A 15,893-nucleotide genomic window follows, 5' to 3' on the forward strand; every position below is an offset into this window, starting at 1 on the left:
CTCCCTTATCGGTGCAAGGGAGGGGGTTTCTCTTGTCTCCCCATGCCTTCGTTGAAATGGAAGAGAGTCTAAGAAACCTGTTGGGCTTGTATAGGTAGACGTACAGTGAAGGTACTTCCTTGCCCAGGTGCGCTCTCCACCGAGATCGTACCCTTGTGCAGGTCTACGAGGTGCTTTACCAAGTAAAGCCCTAAACCGGTTCCCTGAATGTTGCGAATCTCCTCTCGCTCAAGGCGCTCGTAGGGACGGAAGAGTCGAGCGCACTCTTCTCGCGTCATGCCGACCCCCTGATCGCTCACCCGCACTACGAGCATATCCCCTTCTCTTCTCCCCGCAACACGCACCTCACCACCGTTGGGAGAGTATTTGAGGGCGTTACTGATGAGATTCGAAAAGATCATGGTGAGTTTGTCTTCGTCTGCCTCAATGGTACGAGGCACATCCTCAGCAACATCGAGAACAAGCTGATGACGATCGGTATAGAACTTATAATAGCGATAACGGTTCACCAATCGCTCTAGAATGGCGCGAATATCTACCTCGCGAATCGCTAGGGTCAGCGGTCGGCCTGCTTCAAGACGAGATACGTCGAGCAGCTCATTGATCATATCTAACAAACGATCGGCATCTGCCTCAATAGCTCGATAAAACTCCTGTTTGGTCTCCTCATCCAGCGAGTGATCGGTGTCTGCCAAAATGGTCTGGATGTAGCCACGAATAGTGGTCAGAGGGTTACGAAGCTCATGCGCCACGAAGCCGATGAAATCCGATTTCAGCCGATTGGCCTCTTCCATCGCCAAACGTCGAGTCTCTTGTTTATGGAGCTCGTCCTGCAAGCGCAAGCGCTCTTCTAAGGAACGGCGCAGATTTTCGTACAGGCGAGCATTTTCTAGAGCAGTGGCCGCTTGGTTGGAAAAAGCCTGCAACATATGAAGATGTTCTTCGGAAAATACCCCCGTTTTCAAACGATTGTCTAGATAAATAACACCGAGCAGCTTGTCACGTACCAGCAGAGGCACGCAAAGCACAGAGCGCAAGTTGTGAAACTGTACGCTTTGACGAGATGCAAAGCGCGGATCCTCCATCGCGTTGTAAGAGATCACCGGCTGTCGTGTCGTTAGAACGCTTTCGACGATGGTTTTGCTGATCTCCGCCTGGTCGCCTCCTTCTCTCCCAGAAAAAGCAGCCTCAAGCGCCGACCGATCAATCTGGTGCATGGCCTCTCCCCACACCCTTCCGGTGGCCACATCTACCAAAAGAATAAACCCTCTTTCTGCCCCGACAAACTTGATCACCTGTTCCATCGCTATATCGAGAACCTGCTTGAGCTCGAGAGTTGAGTTCATGAGTTGACCAAGCTCAAGTAGCTTCTCTAAATAGCCCTCCTGTGAAGGCGATTTCGCTGTTGTCTCCGCCATTTCACTCACTCCTTATTTTGCCTGTCCCCAACGAATAAGACTACTAAGTTAAGAAACCGTATTCGTCCCCAGAAACGTTCCATCTCTTTGTGAACGCCGTAAGAGAAAAAGATCGCTCTAGCTTACTACGGAACCTACCTACAACTTGGTTTCACCATGTATTTTGTGCCAGCGTCGGGCATAATCCAGCGCATGATAGGTCAAGATGATGTCGGCCCCGGCGCGTTTGAAAGCCGTTAGAATCTCCTCTACAATGCGCTCCTCCTCTATCCAACCGTTCATCGCCGCCGCTTTCACAAGGCTATACTCTCCTGAAACATTGTAGACGGCCAGAGGCACATCGAAACGCTCGCGTGCGACATGCAGCACATCAAGATAGGCCAGCCCAGGCTTCACCATCACGATATCGGCGCCTTCTCGAATATCCAGCGCTATCTCCCGCATTGCCTCGCGAAGGTTGGGTGGGTCCATCTGATAGCTGCGTCGATCTCCAAACTGTGGAGCGCTTCCTGCAGCCTCACGAAAGGGACCATAGAATCCACTTGCATACTTCGCGCTATAGGCCATGATCCCTACCTGCGTAAAACCGTTCGCATCAAGCGCCTCACGAATCGCAGCCACACGACCATCCATCATATCTGAGGGGGCAACGATATCCGCACCGGCTTCCGCATAGCATACGGCTGCACGCGCTAACAACTCCAGTGTGGCGTCGTTTTGCACTTCACCCTCTTTAACCACCCCACAATGTCCATGCGACGTATACTCACAAAGGCATACGTCGGGCACAATAAGAAGAGAATCGCCAAAATTTTTGCGCAAAGCACCAATGGCACGCGGTACAACACCTGTCGGCTGATAAGCTTGGCTTCCTACCTCATCCTTCTGCAAAGGAATGCCAAATAGCATCACAGCTTTAAGACCTACACGAACTACTTCTTCGACTTTTCGACAAACGTCGTCTACGGTGTACCGCCAAATGCCAGGCATCGAAGGTATTTCTCGGCTCTCCGACTCCTCTGTAACAAACATCGGGAAGAGAAGGTCGCTTGGCTGTACCCACGTTTCCCGCACAAGCTGTCGCAAGGCCTCCGTGCGTCGTAGCCGACGTGGACGCTCGATCAGTCTATCCATCTTCTAGTCCCTCTGTGCAAAGTAGCTCTCTAAAGCTTTCACAAGCCCTGCTATTGTGTGCTCTTCAGCTACTATTGTCGGTTCAAAGCCATACTCTTTCAACGTCTGTCCGGTCACTGGGCCGATCGCTGCCAGGCATACCGAACGTAAACGCGCTCTGACTTCGAGGTCATCCGCCCCTCTAGAGAGGGCCTGCATGAGATTCTTTACGGTTGAAGAGGCGGTGAAGGTTATAGCGTCTATACTCCCCGTCATTAAATTCTCCACAACAGCCTCAGCTAGCTTCACAGCTACCGTCTCATAGACGGGAATAACATCCACAATAGCTCCCATGGCACGCAGCCGCTCTGGCAGTACCTCTCGCGCCTCTCGTGCCCGTGGCAACAACACTCTCTTGCCTCTCATCTCCGAATCGGGCCACTGGTCTATCAGCGCCTCAGCCACCGCTTCCGTGGGCACGAAATCGGCACGTATTCCCAACTTCTCACGTAAAGCGTTCGCCGTCGCCGGCCCGATCGCAGCGACTTTAGTCATCGAGAAAGCACGTGCATCTAGCTGCAACGCCTCAAGGCGCTCGGCGATCACCGGAACCGTGTTCACGCTGGTGATAACTATCCAGGCATAGCCGTTTAAGCTCTGCAGGGCCTTATCCAGTTCGTTCGTATCCTTTAATCTTTCGATACGAATAGTAGGATATTCCAACACCTCGGCGCCGCGTATCCTCAACAGCTCCACAAGGCTACTTGCCTGTTCCCGTGCTCTGGTAACCAAGATCCGCTTACCGAAAAGAGGTTGTCGCTGCGGATCGTCAAACCACCGCAGTCGCTCGCGTAGACGCACCACCTCACCCACCACACAAACGGCCGGAGGTCCTAAGCCCGCTTCACGGATGCGATCCACAATGTCTGCTAGCGTTCCGCTCACTACTCTTTGCTGGGGCCAAGTTCCCCATTGTACCAGCGCAACAGGAGTCTGTGGGTCTCGTCCATGCTCCTGCAAGCGCGCCACGATCTCGGGTAGCGCCTCGACCCCCATTAAAAAAATAAGAGTGTCCGCGGCATGCGCCAGACGCGCCCAGTCCCTACGTCCTTCAGCAGAACCTGTCGTGCGTCGGCCTGATTCCTTACCGTCATCCCTTTCATGGCCAGTGATCACACAGAAAGAGGAGGCAGCATCCCGATGCGTTACAGGAATTCCGGCATAGGCAGGCGCCGCAATGGCCGAAGTGATTCCAGGTACCACAATATACGGAACTCCTGCCGCTCGACAAGCCTCCGCCTCCTCTCCACCGCGCCCAAAGACAAAAGGATCGCCCCCCTTCAAACGAGCCACTCGCTTGCCTTCCTGGGCATGACGAATCAGCAACGCGTTAATCTCTTCCTGAGTTAGGGTATGCCTTGCACTGGCCTTCCCCACATAGATTCGCAACGCTTCCGGCCGCGCATAATCCAACACAGCCGGATGTACTAATCTGTCGTAAACTACTATATCCGCCTGCATCAATAGCTCTCGTCCGCGCAGCGTCAATAAACCAGGGTCTCCAGGCCCTGCCCCAATCAGATAAACAACTCCTTGGTTCTCTTCTGCCTCTAACACCCCTCAATTCCTTTGTAGGACTATAAGCAGTATACCTCTCTCGCTCGAAGGAAGGTGGCCTCATCGAAGTGGAGCATTCCCCTCTCTCTGATGGAAGCAGGTAGTATAATCATCTGAACAAACCACCATTCGCAGAGGGAGGAATCACTTTTTATGCATGACCGACAGGCCGCTTGGCAACTTGTGACGGAATGGACGCAGAGCGAAAGCCTTCGCAAACATATGCTTGCTGTAGAAGCCGCCATGCGCTTTTATGCACGCAAATTCGGCGAGGATGAGGAACTTTGGGGCAATACCGGACTTCTGCACGATTTCGACTATGAAAAAAACCCTGATCCGCCCGATCATCCCACCGTCGGCATGAAAGTGCTTGCCGAACAGGGTTGGCCGCCGGAGATGATCGAGGCAATCGGGGGCCATGCGGAGTATCTGAACATTCCTCGTAACACCCTCCTAGCTAAAACGCTCTACGCCGTAGATGAGCTTTGCGGCTTCATTCTAGCCGTAGCCTACACTCGTCCCTCCCGCACTCTGGCCGAAGTCGAAGTGAGCTCCGTGCTCAAAAAGATGCGCCAGAGCGGCTTTGCCCGAAACGTCAGCCGAGAAGATATCGTGCGGGGAGCAGACGAACTTGGCATTCCCCTTGAGGAGCATATCGCCAACTGCATTGAGGCTCTTCAAGCTATCGCTCCCACCTTGGGACTGTGAGACTAAGGAGGTGATAACAGCTTGTGCCGCTGCATGTCGTAAAGACAATGCACCGGCTGGGCCGTATGCAGTATCTGCTTGCCGTCTAAATAGACGGCAAACCCACGAAAGTCTCTTGCAATATGGCCCCCCTCCGCATCGTAGGCGATGGTAACATCGTGCCCTTTATAGGCCTGTCCATCTAATACCCACCAACTCCACGCTCCCTGCGGCAATAGAGGGTCAATTTCAAGAACCTCATCCGCACGCGGAACAAGCCCAATAAGGTCGCTAATCAACGGATCAAGCCAAGTGGAATGGAAGTAATCCCGCTGATCGGTCTTCCATTGCCCCGTCTCCCCATTGTAGAACTCGCCCGTCCATGGGTAGAGAGGGTTCTGGTTTTTATACTGCGCCCTTGTAAACGAGTAGAAAAGCTCGTAAAGCTTCTGGCGTGTAAGTGCACAAGGGGCATAGTGGCGCAAAGTATTGGCCATAGCCCGCATCACTAGACTATTGGCGTGAGGCCATGTTGGCCCGTTCCACATGCACCCACTTCCTCCAGGCCCAACCGGCCAGCCATCTTGAGAGTAGGCCGGACAACTCTTTGCCGTAGAGGCGATCGGCCATGGCGTCCAAAAGAGATTGGGGTTCAACGCCGTTTCCCAAACCGATTCATAGCCTTTACCCGCTGGAGGAAGATCAAATGCAAACGGATACAGCCCGATCACTTCCAAAGCCGACGAAGGCGCATCATCTGAGGCCCGTAGGTCTACAAACCAATGGTCTTTCGAATCCCACATCTTTTCGATGACAGCCTTACGAATGGAATCCGCCAACTGCTCCATCCTCTCTGCCTGCGCATTACGCCCCAACAATCGGTCAATCTTGGCTACCGCTACTGCGTTCCCGTAGTTGTAAGCCGTAAGGTCTACCCGACGCAGCGGAGTCATGTATTTAGGGTCGGTGCCCGCTCCGCCCCCAGTCTCATAGTGGGCAAACGAAAAGAAGGCTGGCTGCCACTCCATTCCCGTCCACCAATGACTATCCACCACTAAGAGCGGACTGCCGCCCCAACCGTAAACCTTTTGCCATCCCTCTACATTGCGCTCTAGCATGGGGGCGATCCGCTCCAGAAGCGCCTTATTCGGATGCACCTTATTCAGTCCCCAAGCACAAGAGGTGATCCAGTCGGTGTATTGCCCTCCCTGCTGCCCTTGTAAGGTTACATGGCTTGGGTAGATGCCATCTGGCCGTGGATTGCTTACAAAGGTCAACAGATGTCCCCAACAGTAGGAGGGGTCACGCAACCAGCGCGCCTCATACATCTGGTGCCCAGCTCCGTAAGAGATCACATTGGCGTACCAATCGGAAGTCCAACGTCCTTCCGAGAAGGCACGATACATCAGGTGTCCCATGCGCGGGTTCATGCTGTTCTTCTTCAGCAAGTACCAACGATGGTAATACATTTTTGTTATGAGTGGGTCGCTACAAGCAAAGTAGGCGATATTGTTGTCAAACCATCCCTGATACGCTGCCACTTGCTGTGCTAAAGGATGAAGGGCGTGTAATTCAGCCTCTAGCTTCTCATGCGCACCAGCGGGCGAAGTTGCAAGCGCACAGACAAAAAGAAAACGTTGAGTTTTTTTAGCGGGGATTTTCTCCGCAAAACGAATCCCCTCTCGCCTTCCATCGAACCCAACGGCCTCCAACCATACCGGATAGCCATCTATTTTTCGCTCCTCTTGGAAGCGATCTGGGCCCGATTTTAAGCCGGATGACATCACGATGGATACAGAATGCGCTGCTGCTGAAGGGTTTGTCACCCGAATTTCGGCAACGAGCAGATCGTTCTGAGTGATCCACTTATCCCCCTCGATATGCAATACAGGGCGAGACGCCTGTCGCTTCGTGTCTGGTGCATAGTGTGGATCAAAACCATATAGTCCCGTGTACCAGTTCGTTCCCCGATGATGAAACACCAGTTCCACCCTTTCAGCAAGCTGGGGTGGGTCGAAATGCAGGGTGTTTTTATCCGGCTTCAGATCGGTCAGCAGGTGCCCCCATGGAATCCATTGCCCATGCCGATAGAATAAGACCTCCATCTGTGCGGGCGGCGCACACCCGCCACCTTGCGGGACGTCGTTGTAAAAGTAGAGGTCTAAGCTTGTAAGCTTTCGTAAGCCTCCTAGATCTACCGTATAGGTGTCTACCCGGTGCCCACTCGACCAGCAAGTCCATCGCTTTTCCGGCACGAAGGGCGGGGTTAACGGATTCTGCGCATTGTCAATAATATAAGTGAACGAGGCCTTTGCTTTCAGCAACTGCCCAACGGCTCCCACCATATGCACATGGCTCGGAGCGTAAGCCGCCTTTTGTACGATGTACGATTGACCGTCGGCGGCTATATCGAGGTCAAAAGCGTCTAAGTTGGTGATGTAGAGAAGATGAACCCCATCACGAAACGCCCATCCTTGCGGGCTTGTAGCCCAAACACGATCCCCAGAGGCTCCGAAGGGAACCGTGCTATCGTAAGGCCGCGCTAAAATCTTATCGATCGAAAAACGGCTGGTAGGAAATACGCGGTGAGCTAAAGGCTTTGACGGAACGCTGGCTTCTGCTTCCCACCCAAAACCGCCAATCAGAAGCAGTACAATAAAGCAAACAACCCCATATCGTTTCAAACTTCTGAACTCCTAATACGCTTTTTAATTCTTCTGGGATGTTTCGTCAAACCGTTCCCTATTTCCTACCGATGCCGACAGCGATCGGCCGTAATAAATCTTTAACGCCCCTTTAGCCAGTCGTCACGAAGCTGGACGGCTGCTTCCGTAGCACCCAAGATCGGTTCACAATCCGTATCTAACCCCGCATAAGCAAGGCACGTTCCAAAGGGCATCTCCTCAGTCGTTTGAGTCAACTTATTATAGAAGTTAGATAAGTCCGTTCTAGCCACTTCGTTGACAGCGTCGCGCAGTTCGTCTGCCGTATAGCCAGCGTGCGGAGGAGCATAGCGACATAAAAGCAGTCGCATTACATCGGCTAGGCTCCGATCGTTGTGCGTCACATAACGCAACTCAAGATCGAGACAGAGACCTATGAGTGCACCCTTATCATAGTAGGATAGCCCCTCGTAGCCTTCACTGTTCCCGGCATCCCAGACATGCCAACTTGCCTGTTCAGCGCTTACCTGTAGATGAGCCGGATTGGCCAGATAGCTTTGAATAGCCCGCCGCCAATGGGCCAAAAACTGTTGGGGCGTTATGAGGCCTGCGCGTAAAATGGATAGCCAGGCGAAATAGTCCGTTACGCCCTCTACAAACCAGAGGCTGCGCGTGTGGGGTGGATGTATGTAGTCGAACGGGCCCAGCACTCGCGGACGAATCCGCTTGACGTTCCATAAATGGAAAAACTCATGGGCGGCGAAAGCAGCGAAATCGGTTAGGGTCTCCTCAGGATAGTAGACTAAGCGCGCCGAGTTTCGATGCTCTAATCCTCCCCCGCGCCCATCTACATCGAAGTAGAAAATGTATTGTGCATAAGGAAGACCTCCCATTATCTCCCCTTCCGCTTGCACGATGCGTTGCAAAATCCTGGTGAGCGTCTGAGGCTCCGACACCTCCTGTGGATGGTCAAAAAAGACCACGCGATGGACAATGCCATCCACCACGAACTGCTGCACAAGCAGGTCAGCAGGCGTAGCGAGGAGAATCGGCGAATCGGCAAGCGCATCATAGTCCTCTGCACAGTAGACAATCCCTTCAGCTGTCTCATCAGATACAAGCGGCACGATCACCTGCCATCCTTTTGGCGCCTCCACCTCGAGCCGTGTAGGATACTCTTTCTCTCCCACCACGTAGAGAAACGCCGCTGTTCCACTAACAAAAACTTGGTCGGGCTTTATCTGCACGTTCTCACAAAAAATGCCGGGTGGCTCTTGGGAAACCCGATAGGAGATAACAGTATCTTCCACGCCGTTGGTTTGCACCTGCCAGGTGTTTTCGTCGCTCCGTCTTACCGTTAAGGCGTTACCATGCTCATCCTCTGCCTGTAGATGAGAAACGTACTGGGCAAAATTCTGCACATGATAGTCTCCCGGACACCACACAGGCATCTGCAAACAGGGATTTTGTGCTTTGGGCACACGAAGAGTGACCTCCAAGTAGGGGTTGTTATCTAAAATCGGCCTTAGGCAGTAGGTAAGGGTTACCCGAGGGGAGGAAGGTGCCGCCGCATAAGCGCTCGCATTCATCCCTCCTACCAGCCCATAGCACAGTAAAATCCCCCCGATAAGCCGACGGATGCGCATCGCTCTACTCCTTCTTGATCAAAAGCCTCCCTAGCGGAACGCGCGTCGAAGCCACTTGCGTCGCAGCATATAGCCCAGTTTCTAGCAGTTTCAACGTCGTTCCTCTCTCACCTAACAGACGGTTTTGTGCAGTGGCATAGACAATATAGGCCCGATCGGGTGACCAATCCATGTCGGCGCTGTCTATCGTTCCTACAACCCAGTGCTGTCCTGTACTGAGATCAAATACGACCACGTCAAAGCGTGAGCCATGCGGTGACAGCGCTCCCACCTTGTTGAGCCCGATCCACTCGGGCGCAAAATAGCCCCTGCCATCGCGTGGGCTAATGCGCCTTAGATGACGACCTTGTGCATCTACCGTCCATATCTCATACCGATGGAAATCCAGAGCGTCAGGAGTAAGCGCAAAAGCTAGCGCACGTCCGTCTGGCCTCCACACGATGCCGCTGATCCGCAGAGCAATATTGGGAAAACGTTGCTTCGCTGGCAGTGTAGCCAGATAGTCTCGTGCGCGCACTCTCACGATCTCTGCAGCCGCACCTAGCTGAGCACTTCCGGGCTGAAGCCGGCGTATCGTTTCCGTGTTGGGCGCGGCAAGGGCATGCACGATCCCTTGACGAAAGGCCAAAACAGGTTGGGAGTTGGCATGCGAGGGCAGCATTGGGCGCCAAACAGGCCAATCGCTTTGGGTATAGGCGTCGAAACGTGGGGGAATCTCCTGCGGTAGCTGATGGGCGTGGAGCGGATGCACGAAAATGGCTCTCTGTCCGTTGACCCCCTCCCCAACAAACGCCATATAACGGCCATCGGGCGACCATACGGGGGTATGGTAGAAGTAGAACAGGGAGTGATAAGGTGTTTTATGCAATGCAAGTGGGGTAAGGGCACCACTCGCAATATCCAGCAACCACAACCCAGTGCCAGGCATCCGTTCACCATCCTCAAATCGGAACCACTCCGTGCGCTCTATGGCCAGCCGACGGTCATCAGGCGACCATGCAAGCCCATCGGGGCTGCTGTAGCTCTCCCTACTTGCATTAAAAGGTCGGTCGGGATTGATAATCTCCGGCCGCAATAACGGAACGACATGGTGTAGCCTAGCATCCACCACGCACAACTGGTACTGCCCATTCGTTAGAGCTCGCAAAAAGGCGATGTACCGTCCGTCGTGTGACCAACGGGGTGCGATGTCGCGGAAACCCAAAGAGCTTAGCTTTGCCTTTTGGCTAGGAGATTTCGTAACGCCACATCCCACCCAACTGATGAGGAGGCAGAGCCAAATGAGCTGTCTGCCTCCTCTCTGTAACAGAGAATATCTCTGCATCGTTAGCCATCCCATAACTGTCTCAACTATTCGCAGGTAAGGATGCGCTTTACCACATCAATCACATTCGCCACCTCCCCCGATTCCTGCGCTTGCTGTAATTTATCACGTATGGAATAGATGGCAAGCGCCTTCTTCATGGCGTTCGCAAACAGCTCCTTGGAAAGCCGCATCGCTCGAACGGGATCCATGCGGTAGGTAAATTGATCCTCACCAAACCAACCCTCATAGCCCGTATCCACTGCAGCATAGCAGAACTCGGCAAGGCGCCAGATATCGTCGGTGCCCGTTACGCGATCCTCGTCGTTCGAATTGTACTTTGCGGCATTGATATGGAAGTTGGCGATGGGCACTGCCATACGCTTCAACAGATAGAGGCTATCGGCGGGCTGGTTACCCACCATCTGCTCATGGCCATAGTCTATCACCACCCCCATAGCGGTTGTCCCCAAAGTCTCGTTCACGGTCTTAGCTACGAGCGCTGCTTTCGCAGTGGTATTGAGGATCATGTTGCCTTCGCGCGGCTCTTTTTGCTTGGCCTCGGTGCCGAATAGCAGACCGTAGCTGTTGGCTTTTCGTGCGATCTCCACGCACCCTTCGATAAACCAATCGAGCTGTTTTCCGTAGTTCACCTCAAAATGGTAGTCCCATCCATCCGAACCGGGCCACAGCTGCACGCTGCGCGTGCCGACTCGCTTGGCGATCTCCACCGTCTGCAGGCAATATTCCAGCGCCTCACGACGACGTCCGGGATCGGGGTTCGTAATGCTACCCATCCGGAAACGCGCTCTTGTCCAGATATTTGTGTTCATGTTGGTCGCGATCAGGCCATGTGCTTGCAACGCCTGTTGAACGGTACGGATGGCGTTATCGTCAATCTGCAGGTGCTCATCCAGGAACATCTCATTGTTCAGCTCAATCCCCTTAATGCCGGCTTCCGCTACACGCGCGATCTGCCCGACCGCGCTCTCATCGAGAGGGGTTTCGGCATAGGAACGGCAGAACCGATCGCTGAACCCGCCAGCACACCAATGGCCGGCCGAAAACTGAATACCATAGGTCTCAAAAAACTGGTCTACCCGCTCACCTTCGAGATAGCCACGGAATTGAGAAGAGAGCAATGCAAGGTTCTCACTGTTAACGCGCATCGTGGAAGTTCCCTTCTATGGATTCTAGATTTTTGTATGTTTCGCGCTCTGCAAGAAGAGTTCCTGCTTAGCCCTTCGAGCCTTCGTTCAAGCAGATCGCAACCAAGCTTGCTCCCGTTAAGGGCAAGCCGGAAGATGACGTCGGCTCGCTCGATAATCAGCTTCATGGTACAACGCAGTAGGGGGTAAGAAGAAAGCAGGAATCTCACCATGCCGATGGTGAAATAGTGTTTTGTAAAGGGCGATCGTCATATTTTAACCTTGTGAAACCGAAAGAGCGTTTTTGCGATATTCTAAGTGAAGGACGCTAATCAGTGCGAGCGCTCTTGACAGCGAGGAAAGGCCCATGTTTACCTTTATTGTGCTCATGTTTACGGGCTTGATCGGGCTTGTGTTCATGGCGCTTCCGGGGTTCCTTCACCACGGCGGCCAGCTCTCTCATGCCATCCATACATCGCATGTATCGGCAGGTGCCCACCATGGAGTTCACCTGCATGCACCAGCTGTCGCCAAAATCGCAGGTAAAATGGGCAATTCCAACTGGCTACGCCTCGTTCCATCTCCAAGGGCCATCTTTTCCCTTCTAGCAGCCTATGGCGCTTTCGGTGTGCTCTTCATGGCTGGTCTCCATCTCTCGAGCACGTTGGCCGCATGGAGCGCTGTTTTACCCGCTATTGCCTTTGAACGGTTTATTCTTCGGCCTTACTGGAACTGGCTCACCAGCTTTGGGGCCGCACCAGCCTCTCCTTTAACTGCGCTGGTGCTCACCGAGGCGGTGGCCGTGTCCAATTTTCAAAACGGCCGAGGCATTGTGCAAGTAGAACACGATGGCCGCGCCGTGCAGATGATGGCCTATCTCATCCCAGAACAGTGCCGCATGCCCGTGCATGTTGGAGACCGCTTGCGCGTGGAGTCGGTGGATGAAAAGAAAGAGCTCCTCATCGTCTCGTTGTCGCAATGAAAAGACTTCTTCACCCTTTGAAATGGAGATAGAACCTATGGATAACTCAACAATGTGGATTATCATCGCCTGTGTCGTTCTCTTAGCGGTGATCATTCTTGTCCCCATCATCGTGAACGCCTTCTACCGCACCGTGGAAGCTGGCCAGATACTGCTGGTAAGCCGACCTGGAGGAGGACCTCCGCGTGTTCATCGCGGCCCCTGCAAGGCCTGGGTCATCCCCCTACTCACCGCGACCCAGGTGATCCCAGCCCAAGCCATCAATGTGGATATTGACATCACCGACCAAACCGCTGATGTGGATGCCAATGGCAGGCCAGCCCCTGTGAAGGTGAACGTGAAAGCTTCCGCCATTGTCAGCGTCGGTGAGAGCGATTCGATGGTGATTACGGCGGCAAATAAGTTCTTCTCGAAACCACCAGCAGACCAGCTCTCTACTCTCACCGATGTGCTCTCCTCTGCTGGGCGGCGTGCCATCAACCTGCTGACGCTCGACCAGCTTTTTAACGCTCGAACCGCACCCTCCCCAGTGGCAAACTCCTCGCTTGTGCCCGCGGGCGTCAGCGATGTCTTGGCACGCGGAGAGGACGACGCCTTGGCCGTGATCATCAAGGAAGCCTGCTCTCGTGAACTTCAAGACCTCGGGCTCACGTTCAACAGCCTCAACATTAAGGCCGTGCTCAGCGACGTAGCCGAAGCGCGCAGGCGAGAATCGGCAGCACGTGCCAAAGCGAGCGCCGACGTGGTGCAGGCTCAGGAGGAACAACGCGCGCGCATTGCCCAACTAGTTGCTCAGCAGAAGATCAACGATCAGGAGCGTGAGCTGAACATGCAGATCGCCGCCAACGGTGCCGCGGTAGCCCGCGCCGAGGCCGAACGTATGCAGGCCGTGCGTGCCCAGCGCGAGGCCGAACTTGCCGCCACCCAGATCACTCAGGCTCGCGCCGATGCCGAGCAGACGGTCATTAAACAGGAGGCGGAAGGCCGTGCCCAAGCAGCTCGGATTCGTGCCGTGGCGGCAGCGGAGGCCGAATCCATTCAAATGAAAGCGAAAGCTCTCGCCGAGGCCGGCCCTGCCTACCTTGAGTTGCGACGGCTTGAACTGGCTCCCGAACTAACGCGCCAGATATCCGCCGCTCTCGCTAATGGGCAGTTCATCAACTTCGGAACCGCCGGAAACGACGGCCATACGGCAGCCACTACGGCCTCTGACGACGTGATGCGCGTGGTGCAGACGCTTATGGCCGCCCAGGTCATCGCCAACAGCAATTTCGGCGGAAATCATAAAACTGAGGAGACGGCCGCACCCACTTCCCTTCCTCCGTCACAGTCTTCTACGCCCTCTATAAGGCCGGCCGCTCAACCTGCCATTAAGCCCGATCAGAAACCGAATCAACCCAACGGATGATCCAGGAACAATGCCCAAAAACAATCGTCGCTCAAATAAGGTAAACTAAAAAGGAGGTAACCGTAGAAAGTCAAGAGAGACTCTTGCTGCACTGGTATACCTGGCTTTTACTGTAAGCAAGAGAGTTTATGCATCCTGCTAATTTTGACTATCCGTCAGCACAGGCGCTCCTGTTGGGGGCTTGTGTGCTGGCGGTTTTACATGGGTTTTTACCCTCCCATTGGCTTACGTTTGTAGCCGTGGGGCGCCTACGGCGTTGGTCTGGGCGTCGCACGCTTGGTGTCGCTGCAGCCACTGGGTTTGCGCATCTCTTAGTAACGGTCGTTCTCGGCTTTTTGCTCGCGCTCTCTGGCAAGCAGGTTTGGGCTCATCTCCATCTGCCGCCGGAGCTAGAGAAAACAGCCATCTCGATCGTTATCATCAGCTTGGGAGTCGTCTTCGCGCTCCAAACGCTTGCGCCTCATAAAGGCCATCATCATGCAAAGATACCAGCGACACCTTCAGATGATAATGCCATTATCGCAACCCTCTTTATGGGCATGGTGCTATCTCCCTGTCTCGATCTGCTTCCTCTCTATGTGGTCGGGGCGAACTACTCTGTAGCCGTTTTGAGCTTTATGAGTCTGCTTTTCGTAGGAATCACTGTAGGAGTTATGCTCACTCTTATCTGGCTTACTCTACAGGGGATAAAACACCTAAACCTCGAACCACTCGAACACTATGAGGGCCTCATCATTGGATGTGTGCTCATTCTGCTAGGAATCATGGTCAATTTTCTAAAATAATCTCGTGGAGCATAATATAGTCATAGGAACCATACACAGATGACACATGGAAATGGCGGATGCACGCATCATAGCGCTGCGGGTATCGGAGAGAGACGGCTTGCCTTCTCTCTTATAGGGACGATTCTTTTTGTCGGTATCGAGATCGGTGTTGGCTTGTGGGCTAACAGCTTAGCGCTTATCTCTGATGCGGGTCATAACTTTACCGACGCCATGGCGCTGGCCCTATCCTGGTATGGGCTTCGTGTGGCACGTCGTCCTGCCAATGCCATGCGAACCTACGGCTATCACCGCGTGGGCATCCTGGCAGCCTTTATCAACTCCGTTACGCTGTTTGTGCTTGCCGTTTGGCTCCTTAAAGAGGCTTTTCTACGTCTACTTCATCCGGAGCCGGTGGCCGGAATACCTATCATTATTGTGGCGACTATTGCACTTTTCGTGAACACCGTCATCGCCGTGGGCCTCCATCGTGCGTCCCAACGGAGCCTCAATGTGCGTAGCGCCTTTCTGCATATGGTGGGAGATGCTGTGGCCTCTATCGGTGTGATCTTGGCCGGTGCCCTGATCGCCCTAACAAAATGGACTGTGATTGACCCGCTGGTCTCCATAGGTATTTCAGGGTTTATTGCCTGGTCTTCATGGGGCATCATTCGTGACAGCCTAAACGTGCTTCTGGAAGGTACCCCGCGTGGGTTAGATGTGGAAGAGATGACCCAGCAGATGCTGGCCGTGCCTGGCGTCAGCGATGTGCATGATCTCCATGTTTGGACTATCGGCGATGGCATGACAGCCCTTTCTTGTCATCTCATTGTGGATAAGGAGAAGATCGATCAAGCTCCCGATGTAGTTCGTGAGACCAAACAGATGTTGGCCTCGCGCTATTCGGTAGGCCATGCTACCATCGAGACGGAATGCGGGGGATGTGGACAGCCAGCTGAACCCTACTGCCGCCTTGAAACGATGCACGGTGAGAACGCCCATGACCATCATGAATGCGATCACACGCACTAATTGTAACCACGGTTGTGTCCAGCACAATGTGCTTCTTCTTGCCAATTATAGGGTATATTTTGATGTTTGGGCTAAATAAGCATGTTTCGTGCCAGTAGAGTACGAAGATAGA

12 protein-coding genes are annotated in these 15,893 nt (G+C 53.7%); 5 read left to right on the plus strand and 7 right to left on the minus strand.

The features are described 5' to 3' along the window. Nucleotides 1–68: 68 nt before the first annotated feature. The 3 genes from CCALI_RS14795 to cobA form a co-directional block, all read right to left on the minus strand. A complete protein-coding gene (locus tag CCALI_RS14795; RefSeq protein ID WP_016482091.1) occupies nt 69–1,418 on the minus strand; it encodes a GAF domain-containing sensor histidine kinase in 1,350 nt (449 codons plus the stop codon). A 138-nt stretch (nt 1,419–1,556) separates the two neighbouring features. Next, the gene (hemB, locus tag CCALI_RS03490) at nt 1,557–2,552 is read right to left on the minus strand and encodes a porphobilinogen synthase (RefSeq protein WP_016482092.1); all 996 of its coding nucleotides are present in this window, start codon (nt 2,550–2,552) and stop codon (nt 1,557–1,559) included. A 3-nt stretch (nt 2,553–2,555) separates the two neighbouring features. Then, on the minus strand, nt 2,556–4,148 hold the full coding sequence (cobA, locus tag CCALI_RS03495; RefSeq protein ID WP_016482093.1) for a uroporphyrinogen-III C-methyltransferase: 1,593 nt from the start codon (nt 4,146–4,148) through the stop codon (nt 2,556–2,558). Between the two features lie 153 nt (nt 4,149–4,301). On the opposite strand from cobA, the gene CCALI_RS03500 reads away from it, so the two are divergent. Further along, nucleotides 4,302–4,856, plus strand: a complete 555-nt coding sequence (locus CCALI_RS03500; RefSeq protein ID WP_016482094.1) for an HDIG domain-containing metalloprotein — start codon at nt 4,302–4,304, stop codon at nt 4,854–4,856. Nucleotides 4,857–4,858: 2 nt separating this feature from the next. Here CCALI_RS03500 and CCALI_RS03505 read toward each other — a convergent pair whose 3' ends face one another. The 4 genes from CCALI_RS03505 to CCALI_RS03520 all read right to left on the minus strand — a co-directional run bounded on the left by CCALI_RS03505 (nt 4,859) and on the right by CCALI_RS03520 (nt 11,616). Beyond that, the gene (locus CCALI_RS03505; protein WP_016482095.1) at nt 4,859–7,519 is read right to left on the minus strand and encodes an MGH1-like glycoside hydrolase domain-containing protein; all 2,661 of its coding nucleotides are present in this window, start codon (nt 7,517–7,519) and stop codon (nt 4,859–4,861) included. 101 nt (nt 7,520–7,620) lie between these two features. After that, complete coding sequence (locus CCALI_RS03510) at nt 7,621–9,144, minus strand: M61 family metallopeptidase (protein ID WP_016482096.1); 1,524 nt, start codon at nt 9,142–9,144, stop codon at nt 7,621–7,623. Between the two features lie 4 nt (nt 9,145–9,148). Beyond that, nucleotides 9,149–10,468 carry a TolB family protein gene (locus CCALI_RS03515; RefSeq protein WP_016482097.1) on the minus strand — a complete coding sequence of 440 codons (1,320 nt, stop codon included), beginning with the start codon at nt 10,466–10,468 and terminating at the stop codon, nt 9,149–9,151. A gap of 26 nt (nt 10,469–10,494) precedes the next feature. Beyond that, nucleotides 10,495–11,616, minus strand: a complete 1,122-nt coding sequence (locus CCALI_RS03520; RefSeq protein WP_016482098.1) for a sugar phosphate isomerase/epimerase family protein — start codon at nt 11,614–11,616, stop codon at nt 10,495–10,497. 346 nt (nt 11,617–11,962) lie between these two features. On the opposite strand from CCALI_RS03520, the gene CCALI_RS03525 reads away from it, so the two are divergent. The 4 genes from CCALI_RS03525 to CCALI_RS03540 all read left to right on the plus strand — a co-directional run bounded on the left by CCALI_RS03525 (nt 11,963) and on the right by CCALI_RS03540 (nt 15,781). Next, the gene (locus CCALI_RS03525) at nt 11,963–12,577 is read left to right on the plus strand and encodes a hypothetical protein (RefSeq protein ID WP_016482099.1); all 615 of its coding nucleotides are present in this window, start codon (nt 11,963–11,965) and stop codon (nt 12,575–12,577) included. 37 nt (nt 12,578–12,614) lie between these two features. Then, nucleotides 12,615–13,985: a flotillin family protein gene (locus tag CCALI_RS03530; protein WP_016482100.1), complete on the plus strand. Its 1,371-nt coding sequence runs from the start codon at nt 12,615–12,617 to the stop codon at nt 13,983–13,985. A gap of 128 nt (nt 13,986–14,113) precedes the next feature. Continuing rightward, on the plus strand, nt 14,114–14,770 hold the full coding sequence (locus CCALI_RS03535; RefSeq protein WP_016482101.1) for a hypothetical protein: 657 nt from the start codon (nt 14,114–14,116) through the stop codon (nt 14,768–14,770). Between the two features lie 39 nt (nt 14,771–14,809). Then, nucleotides 14,810–15,781, plus strand: coding sequence for a cation diffusion facilitator family transporter (locus CCALI_RS03540; RefSeq protein ID WP_016482102.1), 972 nt, complete (start codon nt 14,810–14,812; stop codon nt 15,779–15,781). Nucleotides 15,782–15,893: the final 112 nt, after the last annotated feature.

It is taken from the genome of Chthonomonas calidirosea T49 (genome assembly GCF_000427095.1).
In the GTDB taxonomy this organism is placed as follows: Bacteria; Armatimonadota; Chthonomonadetes; order Chthonomonadales; family Chthonomonadaceae; genus Chthonomonas; species Chthonomonas calidirosea.